Genomic DNA, 18,339 nt, shown 5'->3' with positions numbered 1-18,339 from the left:
TAAGATGTTTAAAAAGTTTAAACAAATCAATCGGCACTTTCAACCGGTTTGGGAGGCAGAAAAACCTTATAATATTTTGAAGGGTGGTCGTAACTCGTTTAAGTCTTCCGTGATCGCCTTGTTGTTAGTTTGGCTTTGGATTCCTTATCTTAATTCAGGGAAGAAAGCAAATATCGTTGTTATTCGTAAGGTAAGTAACACAATTCGCGATTCTGTATTCAATAAGATGCAGTGGGCGTTGAAGAAGTTTTTCATCTTTAAACGATTTGACACGACAGTCAGTCCGTTTAAGATCATCCATCGCAAGACTGGCAGCACGATTTATTTCTATGGTCAAGATGACTTCCAAAAGCTCAAATCAAATGACATTAACGATATCATTGCCGTATGGTACGAGGAAGCAGCAGAATTTAAGAGTGCGGAAGAGTTTGATCAGTCCAATACGACCTTTATGCGGCAAAAGCATGAAGATACGGATTTTGTTCGATTTTATTGGTCTTATAATCCACCACGCAATCCCTATGAGTGGATCAATGAGTGGGTAGAGGAAAAAGAGACTGATCCGGATTATTTAGTTCATCATTCTAGTTACTTAAATGACACCTTGGGCTTTGTTACTGATCAGATGCTCAAGATGATCAATCGCATCAAAGAAAATGACTACGATTATTATCGCTACCTTTACCTTGGTGAACCTGTGGGTCTTGGAGATAACGTGTATAATATCCATAATTTTAATCCATTGGAGGAAGTGCCGAGCGACGATTACATCGTGGCTCTTTTTTATGCCCTCGATGGTGGGCACATCAACTCTGCAACGACTTGTTTGTGTTTAGGATTGACCCAAAAAGGGAATGTTATTCTATTGGACACCTATTACTATTCACCTGCAGGAAAGGTCGATAAGTTAGCACCAACACAGCTTTCACGTATCTTGTACACGTTTATCGATCGTACGTCTAAGATGCCTGTATGCAACAATGCGCCGATTGTTAACCTAACGATCGATGGCGCTGAAGGCGCTTTGAGAAATCAGTACTACTATGACCATGAAATCAGGTGGAACCCAGTGGCTAAACTGAAAAAAGAATTGATGATCGATTATGCTACGAACCTGTTTTCTCAAGGGCGGTTCTTTTATATAAACAATGAGAACAACAAGATTTTTGTCGAAGAGCATAAGAAATACCGCTGGGATGCAAAGAAGGTTGCTAAAGGCATCCAAGAAGTTGTCAAAGAAGATGACCACACCTGCGATGCTTTCCAGTACTTCTGCATTGATAATGCGAAAGAATTAGAGTTGATGGTTTAGGAGGTGAGCATTTGAGGATCGTAGACAATATAAAAAAATGGCTAGGAAAGGGGGCGGCTCTTATCAATAAGCAAGAGTTTCAATCTGTATTTGATCATCCTAAGATCGATGCAGATCCAAAAGAGTTTGAGCGTATCGCTGAGAGTTTTCGCTACTATCGTGGCGAGTATGGCATCATCAATTACACTAACAGTCGTGGAAGGCAGAATAACCGCCGATTTTCTACGGTCAACATGGCCAAGAAGGTGGCTGCAGAATATGCAAAGGTTTTGTTCAACGAGCAGGCGGAGATCCTTGTCGGTGAAGTGAAGGACGAAAACGGCAAAGAAATTGCGAATCCTTTGAATGACTGGATTCAACATGTTCTTGAGCATAACGATTTCAAGAAGAACCTCAGCCGATACTTAGAGCCTGCAATGGCGTTAGGTGGATTAGCTGTTCGGCCATACTTCAATAAGGATTCACAAGAAATTGAGTTTTCTTGGGCACTTGCTGATGCATTCTATCCATTACGAAGCAATACGAACAAGATTAGTGAGTGCGCAATCCCATTCCGGACTACTGAAACAGTAGGAGATACGACTTACTACTACACCAAGCTAGAATTCCATGAGTGGAAGAACGGTAACTATGTTGTCAGTAACGAACTGTATGAGAGCGAGTCACCGGATATTCTAGGTAAGCAGATCAAACTAAGTAAGCTCTATCCTGAGATGGCCGAACGTGCTGTTTTTTACAACATGTCACGACCACAATTTGCCTATTTAAAACCTGCAGGATTTAACAACATCCATCCATATAGTCCATTAGGATTAGGGGTTTATGATAACTCGAAAAACACACTGGACCGCCTGAATTTAACATTTGACGAGTTCAACATGGAAATCAAGCGTGGTAGACGTCGAATTGCAGTCAGTGAGATGTTGATGAAAGGCAAGGTTGATCATCGGAAGAACGAAATCACTGAATTCTTCGATGACGATGAAGATGTCTTTGTGCCAGTGCCCGGTAGCAAGATGGACGACATGACCATCAAGGACCTGACTTCTGACATCCGTACAACTGAATACGTTGCAGCAATCAACCATCATTTGCGTACGTTGGAGATGGAGACTGGTCTTTCTACTGGCACGTTTACTTTTAACGGTGAAGGGATCCGTAGTACAAAAACAGCTACAGAGGTGGTCAGTGAGAACTCACAGACCTACCAATCACGCAACATGCATGAGAAGGAGCTGCGAAAGTTCATTCAAGAGCTGATTATCTCGATTTGTGAGCTGGGAACCAACGTTAAAAATGCTACTGGCCAAAAAGTCTATACCGGAGAAATACCTGCAGCTGAGATCATTGGCGTTGACTTAGATGACGGTGTTTTCCTGAATAAGGATGCCGAAGTAAATCAGTTCCTACGTTTGAGAAACGCTGGCATCATACCAGGGTGGTATGTATTGGCCAAAACCAAAGACATGCCAGAAGATGTGGCAAAACGTCTATATGCCGAAGCTTTGAAGGACGAATTCAATATGATGACTAGGAGTGATCTGCCAACAACAGGAATCGATGAATACGAGGAGTGATTGAATGACAATTACGCCAAAGCAATTAGAGATTGAAGCTTCTTACATTCAAGATGCTTATATGGCGATGGAAGACGAGATTATGAAGCTCCTTGTCCATCAGTTAAACAAGCCAACTAGAACGCCACTCACAGAAGATAACGCGTTCCGATGGAAGCTTGAAAAGATGCAGCAACTAAATTTGTTGAATCAGCAATCGCTACAGCAGCTAGTCAATGAAACAAGTCAGTATTCCTATGAACAGCTCCGTAAAATCATTGTGGATATGGGGTTTGAAGTCATTTCAGATCTTGACCAAAACTTGTCTAAGCAAACAGGAAAAGAACCGCCATCACGAACGGAGATCGACAACGTGATGGAGTCGTATTTTTATCAGCAATGGCGAGATCTCGACAACCATGTCAATCAGACGCTGATCGATACCAATTATCCTAATAATCCACTGGCCAAGATGTATCAGCAAGTCCTTAACGATACTGTGGCCAAAATCATTGGCGGCGCTAAAACGCCACAGCAAGCGCTCAGGGAATCGATCTATGCGATGGTGGAAAAAGGGGTGATGACGACTTTTGTCGATAAGGCAGGGCGTGAATGGAGCCTTGAGCGTTACGTCCGGATGGTTTTGAAAGCCACAACTCACAGAGTCTATCAGGATCTGCGACTTAAGCGAGGGCTCGAGCATGGCATTGTCACTGCCTTAATGAGTAGCCATATGGCTGCACGACCACACTGTGCGCATATCCAAGGTGGGTGGGTCTTGCTTGTCCGCACAGAGGATGCACCAGAAGAGTTGAGGCATATTTCGTCAATCTATGATCATGGCTATGGTGAGCCTGATGGAACCCAAGGAATTAATTGCCGGCATCGATTGTATATCCAAATCTATGATCCGAATCTTGACGTCCATATGAATCAATATGATCCAAAACAAGCGATTGACAATGCGGACCTAGTTGCCAAGCAACGCCGCATGGAAGTCGCTATTCGTCGTGCCAAACGGCAATTGGATGCTGCAACAACGATCGACAACAAAGAAGATATCCAACACTTCAAACAACTGATCAGACGGCGACAAGCATCGTTGAGATCATTTATCAATGAACATGATCAATTGTTGCGTCGAGATTATTCGAGAGAACAAGTTTATTCGTAATACCAGACCTGCACGGATGTCTCAAAAAGACGGACTCACAGTGGTAGTTGCCACTCAAAAAATTCTTAGGAGGAACCAGCAATGAAGAAAGAAGAACTGATCAATTTAGGTATTGATGAAGAAACCGCAAAAAGCGTAATGGCGCTGCACGGAAAGACTGTGACGCAACTGAATGCGCAAGTAGCTACCGCTGAAAGTGAGCGAGACAGTGCCAAACAGGAGTTGAAAGACAATCAATCAGAATTGGACACGTTGAAAGAGGCTGCAAAAGGCAACAAGGAACTGGAACAGCAATTTGCGGATTTACAAGCCAAATTTGACGAATCTAAAGCTAATTCTGAAAAGCAACTGGCTGATCAACAAAAAGATTTCGCGATCCAATTAGCCTTAAAAGAAGCAGGTGCCCAAGACGAATCGATTGTTCTCAGTCTTTTGGACCGTGACACGATTAAAGTCAATGACGGCAAACTACAAGGCTTTGAGGAGCAAGTCAAAACGCTAAAAGAACAAAAAGCGTTCTTGTTTCAAGACGATTCCGGAAACAACGATCCCGACTTTGTTTCATCGGGTAATCCGATGGGTGGGAAAGTTAAAACAGGTGCTGAACCGCCACAAGGTAAACTAAACGAATACCGAATCACAAAATAAAGGAGAATCCACATGAAGAAAAAATTATTGATTCCAATGAATCTGCAGTATTTTGGAACACCATCATTTGATCCAGACACTGTTACAATGCAGAGCGCACGTACAGGAGATATTCCTCGAAATATTTCTGATCAAATCTTGACAGAAGTCAAACAAGGCAGCTCAATCATGCGTCTAGCAAAAGAAGTTCGAATGACTAAGCCAATTGAAGAATTTACCTACATGACCGGAGTCGGCGCATACTGGGTAGCTGAGGCAGAGCGTATTCAAACCAGCAAACCACGTTTCGTGAAGGCAGAAATGCGCGCGTACAAATTAGGGGTTATTATCCCGACCACACAGGAAAACTTAGATTATTCTGTGACGAATTTCTTTGAATTAATGCGCCCGGAAGTCGCAGAAGCCTTCTCTAAGAAATTTGATCAGTCTACGTTCACCGGAGTTGAGTCACCATTCAAACAAAACATTTTGAAGGCCGCAAAAGATGCTGGAAATGTCGTTGTAGAATCAGCAAACAAATATGACGATATCAATGAAGCAATCGCGTTTATTGAAGAAGTGGACATGGAACCAAATGGAATTGCGACTTCTCGCTCTCAACGTGTGAAATATCGTTCGACCAAAGACAACAACGGCATGCCAATTTTCAACACTGCCAATTCTAATGGCGTAGATGATATTTTGGGCTTGCCATTGGCTTACACGCCGAAGAATACATTAGGACCGAATGTGGCTGAATTAGTCGCTGATTGGGACTACGCTTATTATGGTGTGTTGAAAGGCTTAGAGTATAAGATCCTTGATCAAGCGACCTTGACTACAGTTGAAGCATCTGATGGTGCAGCAATCAACTTAGCTGAACGTGACATGATTGCGTTGCGAGCAACAATGACTGTTGGGTTTATGGTAGTGAAAGATGAAGCCTTTTCTGTTGTTGAAAAAGCAGAAGATGATAAGTCTAAATCCAACGAAGAAAGCGGTACTCGATCGGGGACTGGCGAGATTCCACTAGAGCAATTGAAAAAAGAAGAATTGCAACAGTTGTTGCATGCCAGTGGAATCGAGTTCCCGAGCGATGCAAAAAAAGATGATCTGATCAACTTGTTAAAAGAGAGTGAATAACCACTCTCTTTTTTCATGGAGGTGAAACCATGGAACGAATAAGACGTAAGCCGTTGAACGAAATCTTTGACGATCAGGAAAGCATCGAGCCATGTGGCTATTTGTCTCTCAAAGAGTACAAACGCTTAGTAGACAAAGAAACGGAACTGACCGAAAAGGAGTTCAAGAAGCTTCTGAGAAAAGCCAGTGCATTGTTGGACATCCAAACGAGACGTTTCTATCAACACAATGATCTTGAATTAGATATTCCGATGCGCCGCAATGCCTTTAAGTTGGCTGTTGCTTACCAGATTGAGTACATGCATGAGGCTGAGGCCACTACCACGTTTGGAATGCAAGAGCCTGATAGTTGGTCCATTGGGCGGATGAGCGTTTCTAAAGGTAAAGGTGGTTCGTCATCGACAAACGAAGTATCTCTGCTCTCTGGGGACGCTATGCTGCAGTTATCGGGAACTGGATTACTGTACAGAGGAGTGAGTCGATGAGAATGCCGCCAAAACGATCTTTCCCTTATACAATGATCTATCGAAAGAAAATCGGCTTAACGCCAAGGAGCGAACCCATTCTTGAGGATGAGCTTGTGATTGAGTATGTTCGCTTTGATGACACAGTCAAGTTTGAGCCGAGGGATATTGATGGGAAAGTACAAACACCCAATGCATTGATTTCTATGGTGAAGAAATACACTGGACCATTACCAGAATTTTCAGTTGCAGATCAAATTGAGATTTTTGGCAAACAGTACACGATCGCAAAAGTTGTACCGCTGAATGCTGATTCGCCTGAGCCATTTGGTTATGAAATTGAGGTGGTCTGATGAGTGGAATCAAGATTGACATTGATCTAAGTGGTGTCCGATCAAAGCTTAGTGAAGATAACTTGGGACTAGGTCAGCTGAACATGGCCAACCGCATGCTGCAAACCATGAACGAAACCGTAGTACCTTGGGACACCATGCATTTGCGTGACACTGGCCATGTATCTGGTCGGGGAAGTCAGCTGATATTTGACGCACCATATGCCGGTCCTCAATATTATGGCGGTCGGAAACATCCAGTAACTGGTGTTTGGATCCCATTTGTGAATAAGCAGCCCGGCACTGGTCCATTTTGGGATGAAGCAACGAAACCGTTATTCATGAGTGATTGGTTGCAGGCATTTAAGATTGGAGCGAAACTATAATGGATTTTATTGATCGGCTGCAGGAAGTAGCTAGCAAAATCGATGTGCCAGTGATTATCCAAGCCATCGATCAAGAGGAGTCGATTCGGTTGGTTCCCTTACCGGGAGGGCGCACGGTCAAGTCGTACATGAATGGGGATAAGGTTAAGGAATTGCCTTTTGAATTTCGATTAAAGACAAAAGATTTTTCTGGCGATCGGATCATTTATCAATTGTCAGAGATCTTAGAAAATGTGAAGTCCGTCCCATCAGAAAATGATTCTTATCAATTTATGGCGTTGACGATTGCCAATGAACCCTTTTTAGTTAGCCAGGATAATCAAAAGTTCTTTTATTATCGCTTGGTCGTACAAGCAAAACTATATTTTAGAAATAAAACACAGGAGAGTGAAGAATAATGTTTAATGTGAATAGTAATCGTGGTCATTTTATTGCACCATTTACCACTACATCAGCAACACCATCAGAATCAGCTTGGCTAGAGTTAGGAGCTGGGATTGAAGATATTTCGGATTCTAGTGCAGACTCAACTTCCGAACGATTTTTCTACGATGGCGAGCATTCTAATGCCGTTAATCGAGTAACAGTTGCCTACGATATCTCAGGTGTTTATGCGTCAACGGATCCAGCACAGAAATTAATTGCAGATATGAAGCTGAAGACTGGTGTTGGGCGTAAGGTTTGGCATAGAATTGTTAGCTCTGATGGAACAAAGCAATGGGTCGGGCATGCCACTGTTACAGATATCGTTGCTGGATCAGGTGCTGCGGAAGTCGAAGAAGCATTTGGCTGTACGATTACCTTTAATATGACCCCAGTAGAAGGCACGCCTGGATCTGGTGGTAGTAATTCGGAGGCAGCGTTGAATTCTACGTCAGTTAGCAACAAAGCAAACAAGAAAGAAGAGACTAAGTAAGAGGAGCGATTATCGCTTCTCTTTTTTACATACCAACGAATGGAGGAAACAAACATGGTAAAAATCCAAGTGAAGAAAACACAACTACCAATTGAGATTGGTGAACACACATTTTATATTGATACATCCGAAAAAGGAGCAGAAGCCTTTTGGAAATTAGTTTCAAATTATGCGACAAAGTCGGCAAAGATCACTGAAAAACTGAAAAAAGAGATGATCAAACCGGAAACAGCTGACAGAAAGGCGCATGAAGAATTAGAAAAAGTGATGGATCAACTTTTAGGAAATGGTGCATTTAACAAGTTGTTTGAGCTTTCGCCTGACTACACATTGATCTCTGAGTACTACATGGAGATTTGTTCCGCAGTAGGAGAAGAGCTTGGTGGGCGAAAGAAACAACTCTTCGATAAAATGCAGCGTTACTTAGAAGGATAGAGCAATGAAACTACAGTATCGATTAGAAGACACAGTGGAAATCGAAGGCGTTAGTTATCCGATCGATCTTTCTTTCGATACGGTACTACGTCTTTTTGACCTGTTAAAAGATCCAGTTTTGACGGAATCCGAAAAAATTGTTTTAGGGCTGCGGCTTTTATTGGGCGTCTCTTTTTTATGTGACATTGAAACACAAAATGAGATCTTTTTGTCTGTCTTAGAAGCTTTTGGTATATGGGAACGCCCAAAACCACGCTATGACTGGAAAGGGAACCTCATGAAACCAAAGATGAAAGAAATTGCAGAAGAGGTTTTTTCTTTTGATCACGATGCTGAAAGTATCTTCGCTGCCTTTTATCAAACTTATCGGATTGATTTATTGGAACAGCAGGGAAAGATGCGATGGGAAAAGTTCATTGCATTATTCAATGGATTACCTAGTGATACGCATTTCAAACACATCGTTGATATCCGTCAACGAGATTTGCCTGAAGGTAAGGGGAAAGAAATTCGCAAAGCGAAAAAACAACTGATAGAAGCAAAACAAGCCTATGCACTACCGAAAGAAGGTGAAGAAGATGAGCAGAAGTGATGGTAAGGTAACGATTGACATAATCGTCAACGGCAAACAAGTCACGAAAGAAATTGATACGGTCGAACAAGGTTTTTCCCGACTAGGTAAAAATGCCGATGATGTCATGAAAAAAGTCGGCAATGATATGGGTGCGAATACCGAATCAGGTGCTAAGTCTGCCAATAAAGCGGTGGATTCGGTAGAAAAGACGGTCAATGATTTAGGAAAGACGACCGAATCTGCAACAGCTAAAGCCGGTAAGTCTATCGGTGATAACTTTGATGCAGGATCAAAGGAAGCTAATCAAGCGACTGATAGCGTGGCTAAAGGAGTGGCAGACCTAACCGCCACGACGAGCACTGAACTAGCTAAGTCAGGACGTATCATGGGTGAATCCTTTGATTCTGGCGCCAAAGATGCCAATCAGGCTAATGAAGGTGTCGTTAAATCAGTCACAAGCTTGGTTTCTTCTGTGGAATCTTCTGCACCTAAAATCGGCAAAGAGCTTGGTAGCTCCTTTCAATCTGGTGCCAAAGAGGCGACGAGCGCTTTAGATGGTATTGGGAAATCAAGCAGTAACATGTTAGCCAGTATTGAAGTGACGTCACCCAAGGCAGGTAGAAGCATCGGTGATTCGTTTGAAGCAGGTTCCAAGCAAGCAGCTAGCGCTCTTGGATCAATAGAAAAGTCCTCTGCGCAGATGGTTCCTCCTGTTGAATTATCAGCAACTAAGGCTGGAAAGAGCATTGCGACTAGTTTAGAAGCAGGTTCCAAAGACGGAGCGAAGACTGTCAGTGATGCGGTTGATGCGATGAAAAAGGATCTTATGTCATTAGGTGATGAAGCAGAAAAGTCTGGTGCTAAAATGAGTACCTCCTTTTCTCAACCAGAGCCAAAAGCCAATTTGTTAACAGGCTCTGTGGGCAAACTAAGTGCAGCAATGCTAATCACCAAAGGTGCCACAACTGCTTTGTCCATGGCCAAAGGATCATTGGACGGAGCATTCGGACGTATTGATACACTGAATAACTTTGAAAACACCATGACCCGGTTAACTGGCAGTTCAGAAGAAGCCGCTGCAGGGATGGAAGGCGTTCGAGATGTCGTTGTTGGTACAAACTACATGCTTGATAGTGCGGCTCAGACCGTGCAGCGCTTAGTGATGCAAAATGGTTCATTAGAACAATCGACGAAAAGTTATCAAATCTGGGGTGATGCAGTTGCCATGTATGGTGATGGCGCTGCAGAAACAATGGATAATGTGATGGATGCAATGATCCAGATGCGAGCAACAGGAACGGTTAACATGGCACAAATGGATCGTATGGTTCGCCGTGGAGTAGATCCTTGGAAAATCTATGAAGATGCGACTGGTATGAGTATGCAGAGTATTCGTGATGCGTTGCGTGATGGTGAAATTAGTGCCAATGAGTTTTTTGATACGGTTGAACAGGCGATGCGTGATGGTGGGAATGAATTCACATCGGTTTCTGGGATGGCTCAACAAGCTGGGGATACTTGGGCAGGGTCGTTTGCCAATATGGCTACTGCAACAAGCCGAGGAACGGCCAACATTATCGCATCTATGGACGAGGCATTCTCAGAAACACGTTTTGGCTCGATGAAAGAAAATATTCAAGGGTTTGGTAAAACTTTTGAAGGGGCGTTGAATAGTATCGCTGGTGTCATCCCTCCGGTTGTTTCGGCTATTGATATGATGGCTGGTGGGGTTATTGCTGTGAAAGACGCAGCTGTGACGGCAGCGCCTGTAATTATCGGATTAGGAACTGCATTTGGTGGACTACTGATTGTACAGAAAGCAGCAGTTGCTACAGCATCTTATGTTCAGATGTTGAAATACCTGACCGGTGCAACTTCTGGTGCGACGATGGCTAAAAAAGTTGATGCAGTTGCTACAAAACTGGGAATCAGTCTCAACTTACAGAACGCCACCACCACTAAAGCGGTTGTCGCAGCAAACATTTCCAATGCAGCTTCACTAAAAGGGGCAGCAGCTGCCCAAAAAACCTATGCGATTGCTGCTGGTGCTTCTGCAGTAGCGAAGAAAGCATTAGCGGCTGCTAGTATTCTGTTAAATCCTGTGGTCGCAGGCACTGCGGTTGCACTTGGTTTAGCTGGAGTTGCGGCCGCCAAAATGGGCATAGATTTCTTTGCAGCTCGTAAAAAAGCCAAAGAATTAGCTAGTGAATTAGATGGATTAAAAGGCGATCTTGATAGCGTAGAAAAGTCAACCCAGTCCAGTGCAAAAGAATTTGAATCACAAGCTAAAGTGATCGAGTCGAATACAGAAAGAAACAAGGATTTAGCAGCTGAATTACAAAGGCTTTCAGCAATTGAAGATAAATCGGCTGCGGATAAAAAATTGATGGCTGATACAGTTGATGAACTGAATAATTCAGTGACTGGTCTAAATCTCTCTTACGACGAAGAAACAGGCCTGCTTAATGCAACCACAGAAGAAATAAACAAACGGATTGAAGCTTCTAAAGGAATGGAAGAAGTCAATCGGCTAACCGAACGACAAAAGACGTTGAATCAAGAAGCTGCAGACATCGAATCCTCATTAACTGAAGTAGCCAAAGAACGTATGAGATTGGAGAAAGAAGCCTCAGAATCTGGCGTGGATGGAAAGAAAAAGGTCAAAGAATCGCTGGAAGGACTGTCCCAGAAGGAAGATGAACTTCAAAGTTTACTTGTTGAAAATCAATCTGAACGAAATCAATTGTACACGGAGGAGCAAGAGAAAAGACGAGCAGTCGCAGAGACAGTCTCAGAAGCTAATTCACAGATGATTACTTCATGGAATGTTCTATCTGATGCACAACAAGCTGCCTTGGAATCTATGAATAGCATGTACAAAAAGCTGGTAGAAGAATCAGGAAATGCTTTTAAGCAGATTGAACAACAAGAAGCGATAAGCTTGGATCAAATGAAGGAAAATCTACAAAAAAATGCTGAAGCTATGAGAACTTGGTCGACCAATGTTGCCATTTTGGCGAAGGCCGGTGTAGATGATGGCATTATTATGCAACTTGAAAAGCTAGGTCCGGCGGGTGCGCTTCAAACACAGCAAATGGTTGATGAGATGGGATTAAATCTTGGTTCATTAGCGGAGTTAGGTGGAGAACATACAAAAACCCTGCTGGAACAAATGGGTCTTCATATGGAGGACCTACCAAAAATGTCAGCTGAACAATCGGCGTGGTTTGTTGAAAATTTAGATCTTGAATTAGGTAAATTACCAGAAACAGCACAACAGCACATTAGTGATTTAAATGGGACTGCGGACGCAACGATGAAGCAAGCGATGGCGAGTATGGCAAATATCGTTGGTGAAGAAACGGAAACTGTTGCTGAAAAATTTGGATTAGTTCCAGAAAAAAGTGAGGCATCTTTACGCAGAGGAACAGAGGGTCGAGATTTTGCACAGTGGGGACGTCAACCTGTCGAAGAAATTGGGGATGGGATGGTAGAAGCAACCCCCAAAGTAGAGGAAGCAGCAAAGGAAGTTGCTCAAACGCCAGAGAGAGTTATGGGGTCTCAGCTAGAACAAACAGACTACGCCTCAATGGGTGCAGCACCACCAACAAAATTTGGGCAAGGAATTTTAGATAATATTACTTCAGTAGAAGAAGCTTCTAAAGAAGTAGCTAATGTTCCGGAACAAACGATTAGAGAAACCGTGGGGATCGATAAATATATTTCTCTGGGGCATCCTGTTGGTGAAGGCACAAGTCAAGGTGTACGTGAAGGAAAACCACAAGTAGAATCTGCAGCAAAAGAGATTGCGATGGTTCCAGAAAATATTTTAAACAACGAAATGACTGCTAGTAACTACAATAAAAATGGTCAAGATGTTGGTGCCGGATCTGCCAAAGGAATAACGGATAGTCAAGGAGCTGTCCAAAAAGCAGCAAAAGAAATTGCACTAGTACCAGGGAATGAAATTTCCACACATATGAATCAACAAGAATACCAAAAACATGGAGAAAAGGTAGGTAAAGGCACAAGCCAAGGTATAGCTGATGCCGCTCCTCAGGCAGTTTCTGAAATCAATAAAATGACGGAAGCGATGGTCAAAATATCCAATGAGGGATCTAAAAAAATGCAGGAAGTTTTTGAAAAACTGACTAAGGAAATAGATAAAACTTTACAAAGTCTTCCTAAGATTGCCACAGCAATCATGCGTGAATCAAATCAAGCCTACAGTGATGGGATGCGAGATGCGAACGACACAATCCGTAATGGTGCGCAGCGCATGCCGGATCAGATGAGTCATTTGCCTGATCAATTTTATCGCATCGGTCAAAACTCTATGATCGGTTTAAACAATGGATTAATTGCCGGGCAAGCTCACGTTCTTAGCACTGCAGCTTCCATCGCTAATCAAGTGGCACAAACGATGCAACGAGCTTTAGATATCAATTCACCATCCAAAGTGATGGAGATGGATGTGGGACGTTGGATTCCTGCTGGTATTGGCGAAGGGATTGAGCGATTCAAGCATTTAGCGTTAGATGCCATTGAGGATTTAGGTGCCCAGCTTGTCTTGCCGAATATTCAAGCTGAGTCGGTGGCGATTGCCGGTAATGCTGGGTTTGGATTGTCGTTACCAGCAGTTAAGAGCGAGACAAAAACCACCACCCAAACGATCCATAATACACCGCATATCGATATTCATTTTGATGAGATTACAATCAATGACAAATTAGATATTGCTGAATTGTCGGAATTACTCGCAGAACACACGGCAGATGAAATGAGGAGGAGATTAGAGTGAAAGCTGTACAACCCTATTTTGAATTTAATGGCCATAAGTCGATCGACAAGAATCTCTACCTCCTTAATGAGATGGAGTTGACGATTCCTGAATCAGATTTGCGATTTGATGAGGTGGATGGCAGGCAAGGGGCAATCATTTACGACAATGAACGAGAAAAAGATATCATCAAAACATTTCCGATGGAATTAAGGAAAGAAGCAGACAAGTCGCTTTTCCAGCAAGTCAGAGAAATTACGCACTGGCTGAAGGAACCAAAGCGATACAGTCGGCTTCTTTTTTCTGAGGATTCGGAATACTTCTACGAAGGCATCTTTCATTCGCAAGTTCGAATTCTCGATCGCTGGCGTGATCATTTTGACTTAGCGTTGCCTTTTCAGTGCAAGCCAGTAATGTATCGGTTGGATGGCCAAACAGCTGTTTCCGTTTTATCCGGACGTACACTAGACAATCCTGAATCGATTCCATCACTGCCGATAATCCAATTTCGATACAGTGGGACGGCAGATGCGTCCCTGACCATTAATGGTCGGCAGTTTCGAATTCTGAGAGCTGCCGGTGCTGGCATGATTACGATCGATAGTGAGTTAGGGACAGCGTATCGTGATGGCACAGTCAATATATCAAGTGCGATCCTAATGCAAAGCGATGGTTACCATGTGCCACAGTTGCGACCAGGGACAAATACAATTTCATTCACCACACAAATCACACAAGTAACAATTACACCAAGGTGGAGGTCGATAGCGATATGAGTGTGCCGATTCTTTATAATGAAACGAATAACGATTACAGCACGCTCGGTCTAGGGTTATTGAACGAAGCAAGCAGCGTGTTGGCTGTAAGGCATAGAAATCAATTTCCATATCTTACCTTCAACTATCCGATCAATGGACAGCTATTTTCTCAGTTGAAAGAAGGAAAGAAAGTAGTTGTTGATGTTGGCCCGGGTACTCGATCGAAGCGGCAGAGATTTGAAATCACTAAGATTACTAAACCTCAACACGGCATTATTTCTATTAAATGTGATCATATTTCACTTTTAACTGAAAAAACAGCGCTAAATAAAGGACAGAAGCACACCGCTATTTCAGCCCAAGAGGCATTGAATCAGTGGCGTGCTCTTTTAGTTCCTCAACGTGATTTCACCGTATTCACAGATCTGACGACTGTCACTGCAATGGACTTTTCCGAAGTTGGCCATTTCGAAAGTGCCGCCGAAGCTTTGGGCGGAAAGGAAGGCTCTATTCTTCAAAAGTATAACGGTGAGTATATTTTCGATAACAACGAAATCCGTTTGATGCGAGAAGGTGGTAAGGAGACTGGAGTGGTCATTGCTTATGGCAAGAATCTAGTGGATCTCGTACAAGAGAAAACGATCGAGAGCACCTATACATCGATTCGTCCTTATGCTCGAGCGAATGAAGAGGGGGCAAGTGAGTTAGTTCTTCCGGAAGTCATTCTGGATAGTTCCCATGTCGATAAGTTTCCGGAACGTCGGGTGCAGACTGTGGATCTAAGCAGTCGAAACCCTCAAACAGTCGCAGAACTTCGTCAGTTTGGTCAGTATTACATTTCAAGCAATCAGGTCGGGTTGCCTCGTGTGAATCTAAAAGTAAAGTTTGCGGATCTATACAGCGCAACTGGTGAAGAACAACATCGGCTGCTCGAGCAGTTAGAACTCTACGACACTGTCACCGTGGCTTTTAACAAGCTAGGTGTCAACGTCAATGCGAAGATCAATCAGACGGTTTGGAACGTGCTTCTAGATAAGTACGAATCCATTGAGATTGGCGATTCAAGAGCCACGCTAGGATCCAATCAAAAAGAACAGGATCGCGATCGTGAGGAACAGATCAATCGACCCCCCATTATTGGCCCTGGAAACATAGCCAACGTTAGACCTGGCACAATTACAAATCTTGTTGCTTATGGTGGATTTAGCCAAGTCCTTCTGCACTGGGATATGCAGGGACTGACCGTTCGAGAATATGAAATTTACGGCTCTCAAGAAAAAGGCTTTGTTCCGGGACCAAGTAACTTGCTAGGTACGACAAACGTCAATGCCTATACTCACGGTACAGAAACCAAATTGCAATGGTACTACCGTGTTCGGGCAGTCAATCACCACGGTGTCGCTGGCAACTTCAGCGAGGAAGTTTTTGGGCAGACTGCCAATACGAAGGAACTGGATGAACTAGAAGGAATCTTGGATGATCTGAATGATCGGATTCTTCCGGAATTAGATGAACGTCTGACAGAAAACGATCAGGCGCTTTATGATCTGAAGCAAAACATTTTGCCAGATCTTGAAGGACGGTTAAAAGAGCTTAAAGTTGAAATGGACATACTCACTACCGTTAAGTTGTCGGGACTTGAGCAGAAACTGATAGACAACGAGCTTGTGTTGAATGAATTGAACAATGTTTCATTACCTCTACTGGATGATCGCTTGAAGTCAGCCGAACAAAACTTTCTTGATGCACAAAAGCGAATCGATGGTGCGATGGCCGATCTTCGAGATGTTGAGGAGCTTCTTTCAGATTGGCAATGGGAGGATACAGTCGAGATTAATGGTGGCAAGATTCGAGCGAACACAATCCAAGCGTTGTCGATCGTTGCTGGAAGTATCACCACCACACAAATTAGAGCAGGCAGTATCATTGGGAATGATCTTGCTGTCAATACGATCACTGCCAGAGAAATCAATGCCCAAACGATAACAGCCAATGAGATTGCGACCAATGCGATTATCACAAGGCACATATCCACGAATGCGGTCACTGCGAATGAGATTGCCGCACGAACCATCACAGCTACGGAAATTGCGGCAGGAACGATCACAGGAACGCAGATTGCGGCAGATACCATTCGAGGGAGCCATATCTTTGCTGGAACAATTACAGCAACTGAAATTTCTTCCGGTGCTATCACTGCCATAAAAATCGCTTCAAATGCTGTGACAACAGTGAAGTTGGATGCTGAAGCTGTGACTGCAGCAAAAATTGCTGCTAACACAATCACAGCAGCGCAAATTGCAGCGAATACAATCACTGCAAATGAAATTCGGGCTCAGACGATAGTTGGAGACAGTATTGCCTCTAACGCCATTATTGCTCGTCATATCACTGCGAATTCAATTATTGCTGGGAAAATAGCGAGTGGGGCTGTTACGACAGCTAAACTCGCAGCAGGTGCAGTCACGGCTACTACGATTGCAGCACGTGCTGTTTCGGCGGATAAGTTAGCTACTAATGCGATTCAAGTTGGTTTTAATGCTATGGGCTCGACAATGAATCTGATTCCTACCGCTTTAACATTTAGAAATAATAATAATCGTTTTATGTCATTGACTGGAACTGCGCTACAATTTTTTAACGGTGCTGGAACAGCTGAAATTGGTGGTGTGGAGCGAACGATGATCGGTGCAACGCCTGCTACCTCATTCTATACAAGAAGTACAAGTCACTTGATTTTGGGTCGTATCACTGCAGGAGGAGCAAGAATAGCGCCTTTTCAGATGGAAGGTGGGAGCGGTCGAATTACCATTAGTGCAGCTTTTCGTATAAATAATAATGTTAGTATTGGCTTTTTTTCAGATCTTAATATGAACAACTTCCGTATCTTGAATAACTCTGACTTGAGGTTAAAAGAACGAATTCAGGATACACGAGTAAATGGTATTGAGGAGACAAAGCGTTTACGCATGGTTGACTACTACTATAAGCAGAATTACCGATCAAATGATGCAAATTTCCAACCACCAAAAGAGCAACAATTCGGTTTTATTGCGCAAGATAGTCCATTTTTAGCTAGTGTTACTGGTGAAGACCATTATTTAAAAGTAGATATGAACAAACAAGTCAATCTGAACACCAAAACGAATCAGGAATTAATTTCAATCGTTGAGAATCAGGAACAACGAATTCAAAAACTAGAAAAAGAAATGGAGAAAAAAGCATGAAGAAAGTCACGATCACATTAAAGAATTATGAATTAGGTACTGCGTTGGCATTTATTGCAAAAATGGACTTAAAGGCTGCAAGTGCTAGCCGACACCGATCAAAATTCAAAAAGGAACTATTAAAAGCAGTGGAGGGGCTGCAAGAGTCAGAAATGGAACTGTATGATCAGTATGGTGAAAAAGATGCAGATGGAAAGCTGGTAATCAACGAAGCACAAACAGGATATGAGGTGAAAGATTCCGAAAAGAATCAGTTTGCACAAGAACTACACGCCTTGTTAGATGAAGAGATCGTGATCGAAAGCGGCTTATATGTCAAGAATTTTTCTTTGTTTGGTAAGGTGCTAGCTGATTACAATGGTGTGATTTCAGGGAAAGAAGCAGACATTTACGATCGCTTGATGGACGAATTTGAAAAGGAGGAAAACCAAGATGTTAAAGACTAACAAAAGCACTAATGTAAATGGACAGGTCATGATTGACGAAACGATGGTTGTTTATCTATCGGCTTCGATCGATGAAGATAAAGGGGTGTCAACGTCACCAAGCATCAGTATCCAAGAGCCCGAATTATACCAAAAAAACAAGAAGACTTGCCGTGAAGGGATTCAAGAATTTTTGAAAGAACTGTGGGCGTTAGAAGACAAAGATTGAA

17 protein-coding genes are annotated in these 18,339 nt (G+C 42.9%); all 17 read left to right on the top strand.

What is annotated here, in order from left to right; genetic code table 11:
- The first annotated feature begins 4 nt into the window (after nucleotides 1-4).
- The 17 genes from DOK79_RS05370 to DOK79_RS05290 all read left to right on the top strand — a co-directional run bounded on the left by DOK79_RS05370 (nucleotide 5) and on the right by DOK79_RS05290 (nucleotide 18,338).
- Entirely contained in the window at nucleotides 5-1,312 is a 1,308-nt protein-coding gene (locus tag DOK79_RS05370; protein WP_206854815.1) for a PBSX family phage terminase large subunit, read from the top strand.
- A gap of 11 nt (nucleotides 1,313-1,323) precedes the next feature.
- Entirely contained in the window at nucleotides 1,324-2,889 is a 1,566-nt protein-coding gene (locus tag DOK79_RS05365; RefSeq protein ID WP_206854813.1) for a phage portal protein, read from the top strand.
- Nucleotides 2,890-2,893: 4 nt separating this feature from the next.
- Nucleotides 2,894-4,042, top strand: a complete 1,149-nt coding sequence (locus tag DOK79_RS05360; RefSeq protein ID WP_206854811.1) for a phage minor capsid protein — start codon at nucleotides 2,894-2,896, stop codon at nucleotides 4,040-4,042.
- Nucleotides 4,043-4,123: 81 nt separating this feature from the next.
- Nucleotides 4,124-4,690, top strand: coding sequence for a phage scaffolding protein (locus tag DOK79_RS05355; protein ID WP_242543237.1), 567 nt, complete (start codon nucleotides 4,124-4,126; stop codon nucleotides 4,688-4,690).
- A gap of 12 nt (nucleotides 4,691-4,702) precedes the next feature.
- Nucleotides 4,703-5,812, top strand: coding sequence for a phage major capsid protein (locus tag DOK79_RS05350; protein ID WP_242543236.1), 1,110 nt, complete (start codon nucleotides 4,703-4,705; stop codon nucleotides 5,810-5,812).
- A 29-nt stretch (nucleotides 5,813-5,841) separates the two neighbouring features.
- Nucleotides 5,842-6,297, top strand: a complete 456-nt coding sequence (locus DOK79_RS05345) for a hypothetical protein (protein ID WP_206854809.1) — start codon at nucleotides 5,842-5,844, stop codon at nucleotides 6,295-6,297.
- The gene (locus DOK79_RS05340) at nucleotides 6,294-6,629 is read left to right on the top strand and encodes a putative minor capsid protein (protein WP_206854807.1); all 336 of its coding nucleotides are present in this window, start codon (nucleotides 6,294-6,296) and stop codon (nucleotides 6,627-6,629) included. Before DOK79_RS05345 ends, DOK79_RS05340 begins: the two co-directional genes overlap by 4 nt.
- Nucleotides 6,629-6,994, top strand: a complete 366-nt coding sequence (locus DOK79_RS05335; protein ID WP_206854805.1) for a minor capsid protein — start codon at nucleotides 6,629-6,631, stop codon at nucleotides 6,992-6,994. The genes DOK79_RS05340 and DOK79_RS05335 overlap by 1 nt, the downstream gene beginning before the upstream one ends.
- Complete coding sequence (locus DOK79_RS05330; RefSeq protein ID WP_206854802.1) at nucleotides 6,994-7,392, top strand: minor capsid protein; 399 nt, start codon at nucleotides 6,994-6,996, stop codon at nucleotides 7,390-7,392. The genes DOK79_RS05335 and DOK79_RS05330 overlap by 1 nt, the downstream gene beginning before the upstream one ends.
- Nucleotides 7,392-7,910 carry a phage tail tube protein gene (locus DOK79_RS05325; RefSeq protein WP_206854799.1) on the top strand — a complete coding sequence of 173 codons (519 nt, stop codon included), beginning with the start codon at nucleotides 7,392-7,394 and terminating at the stop codon, nucleotides 7,908-7,910. Before DOK79_RS05330 ends, DOK79_RS05325 begins: the two co-directional genes overlap by 1 nt.
- 54 nt (nucleotides 7,911-7,964) lie before the next feature.
- A complete protein-coding gene (locus DOK79_RS05320; RefSeq protein WP_242543235.1) occupies nucleotides 7,965-8,345 on the top strand; it encodes a hypothetical protein in 381 nt (126 codons plus the stop codon).
- A 4-nt stretch (nucleotides 8,346-8,349) separates the two neighbouring features.
- On the top strand, nucleotides 8,350-8,937 hold the full coding sequence (locus DOK79_RS05315) for a Gp15 family bacteriophage protein (protein ID WP_206854794.1): 588 nt from the start codon (nucleotides 8,350-8,352) through the stop codon (nucleotides 8,935-8,937).
- Nucleotides 8,924-13,720: a tape measure protein gene (locus DOK79_RS05310; protein ID WP_339093054.1), complete on the top strand. Its 4,797-nt coding sequence runs from the start codon at nucleotides 8,924-8,926 to the stop codon at nucleotides 13,718-13,720. The genes DOK79_RS05315 and DOK79_RS05310 overlap by 14 nt, the downstream gene beginning before the upstream one ends.
- Nucleotides 13,717-14,475, top strand: a complete 759-nt coding sequence (locus DOK79_RS05305; RefSeq protein ID WP_206859263.1) for a phage tail protein — start codon at nucleotides 13,717-13,719, stop codon at nucleotides 14,473-14,475. Before DOK79_RS05310 ends, DOK79_RS05305 begins: the two co-directional genes overlap by 4 nt.
- A complete protein-coding gene (locus DOK79_RS05300; RefSeq protein WP_206859261.1) occupies nucleotides 14,472-17,684 on the top strand; it encodes a phage tail spike protein in 3,213 nt (1,070 codons plus the stop codon). Before DOK79_RS05305 ends, DOK79_RS05300 begins: the two co-directional genes overlap by 4 nt.
- Nucleotides 17,681-18,130 carry a DUF1617 family protein gene (locus DOK79_RS05295; protein WP_206859259.1) on the top strand — a complete coding sequence of 150 codons (450 nt, stop codon included), beginning with the start codon at nucleotides 17,681-17,683 and terminating at the stop codon, nucleotides 18,128-18,130. The genes DOK79_RS05300 and DOK79_RS05295 overlap by 4 nt, the downstream gene beginning before the upstream one ends.
- Nucleotides 18,117-18,338 carry a hypothetical protein gene (locus DOK79_RS05290; protein WP_206859258.1) on the top strand — a complete coding sequence of 74 codons (222 nt, stop codon included), beginning with the start codon at nucleotides 18,117-18,119 and terminating at the stop codon, nucleotides 18,336-18,338. Before DOK79_RS05295 ends, DOK79_RS05290 begins: the two co-directional genes overlap by 14 nt.
- The last annotated feature ends 1 nt before the right edge of the window (nucleotide 18,339 follow it).

Source organism: Enterococcus sp. DIV1094 (genome assembly GCF_017316305.2).
In the GTDB taxonomy this organism is placed as follows: Bacteria; Bacillota; Bacilli; order Lactobacillales; family Enterococcaceae; genus Enterococcus_B; species Enterococcus_B mangumiae.
Note: the sequence above shows the minus strand (reverse complement) of the source record. Positions and strands in the feature narration are given on the sequence as shown.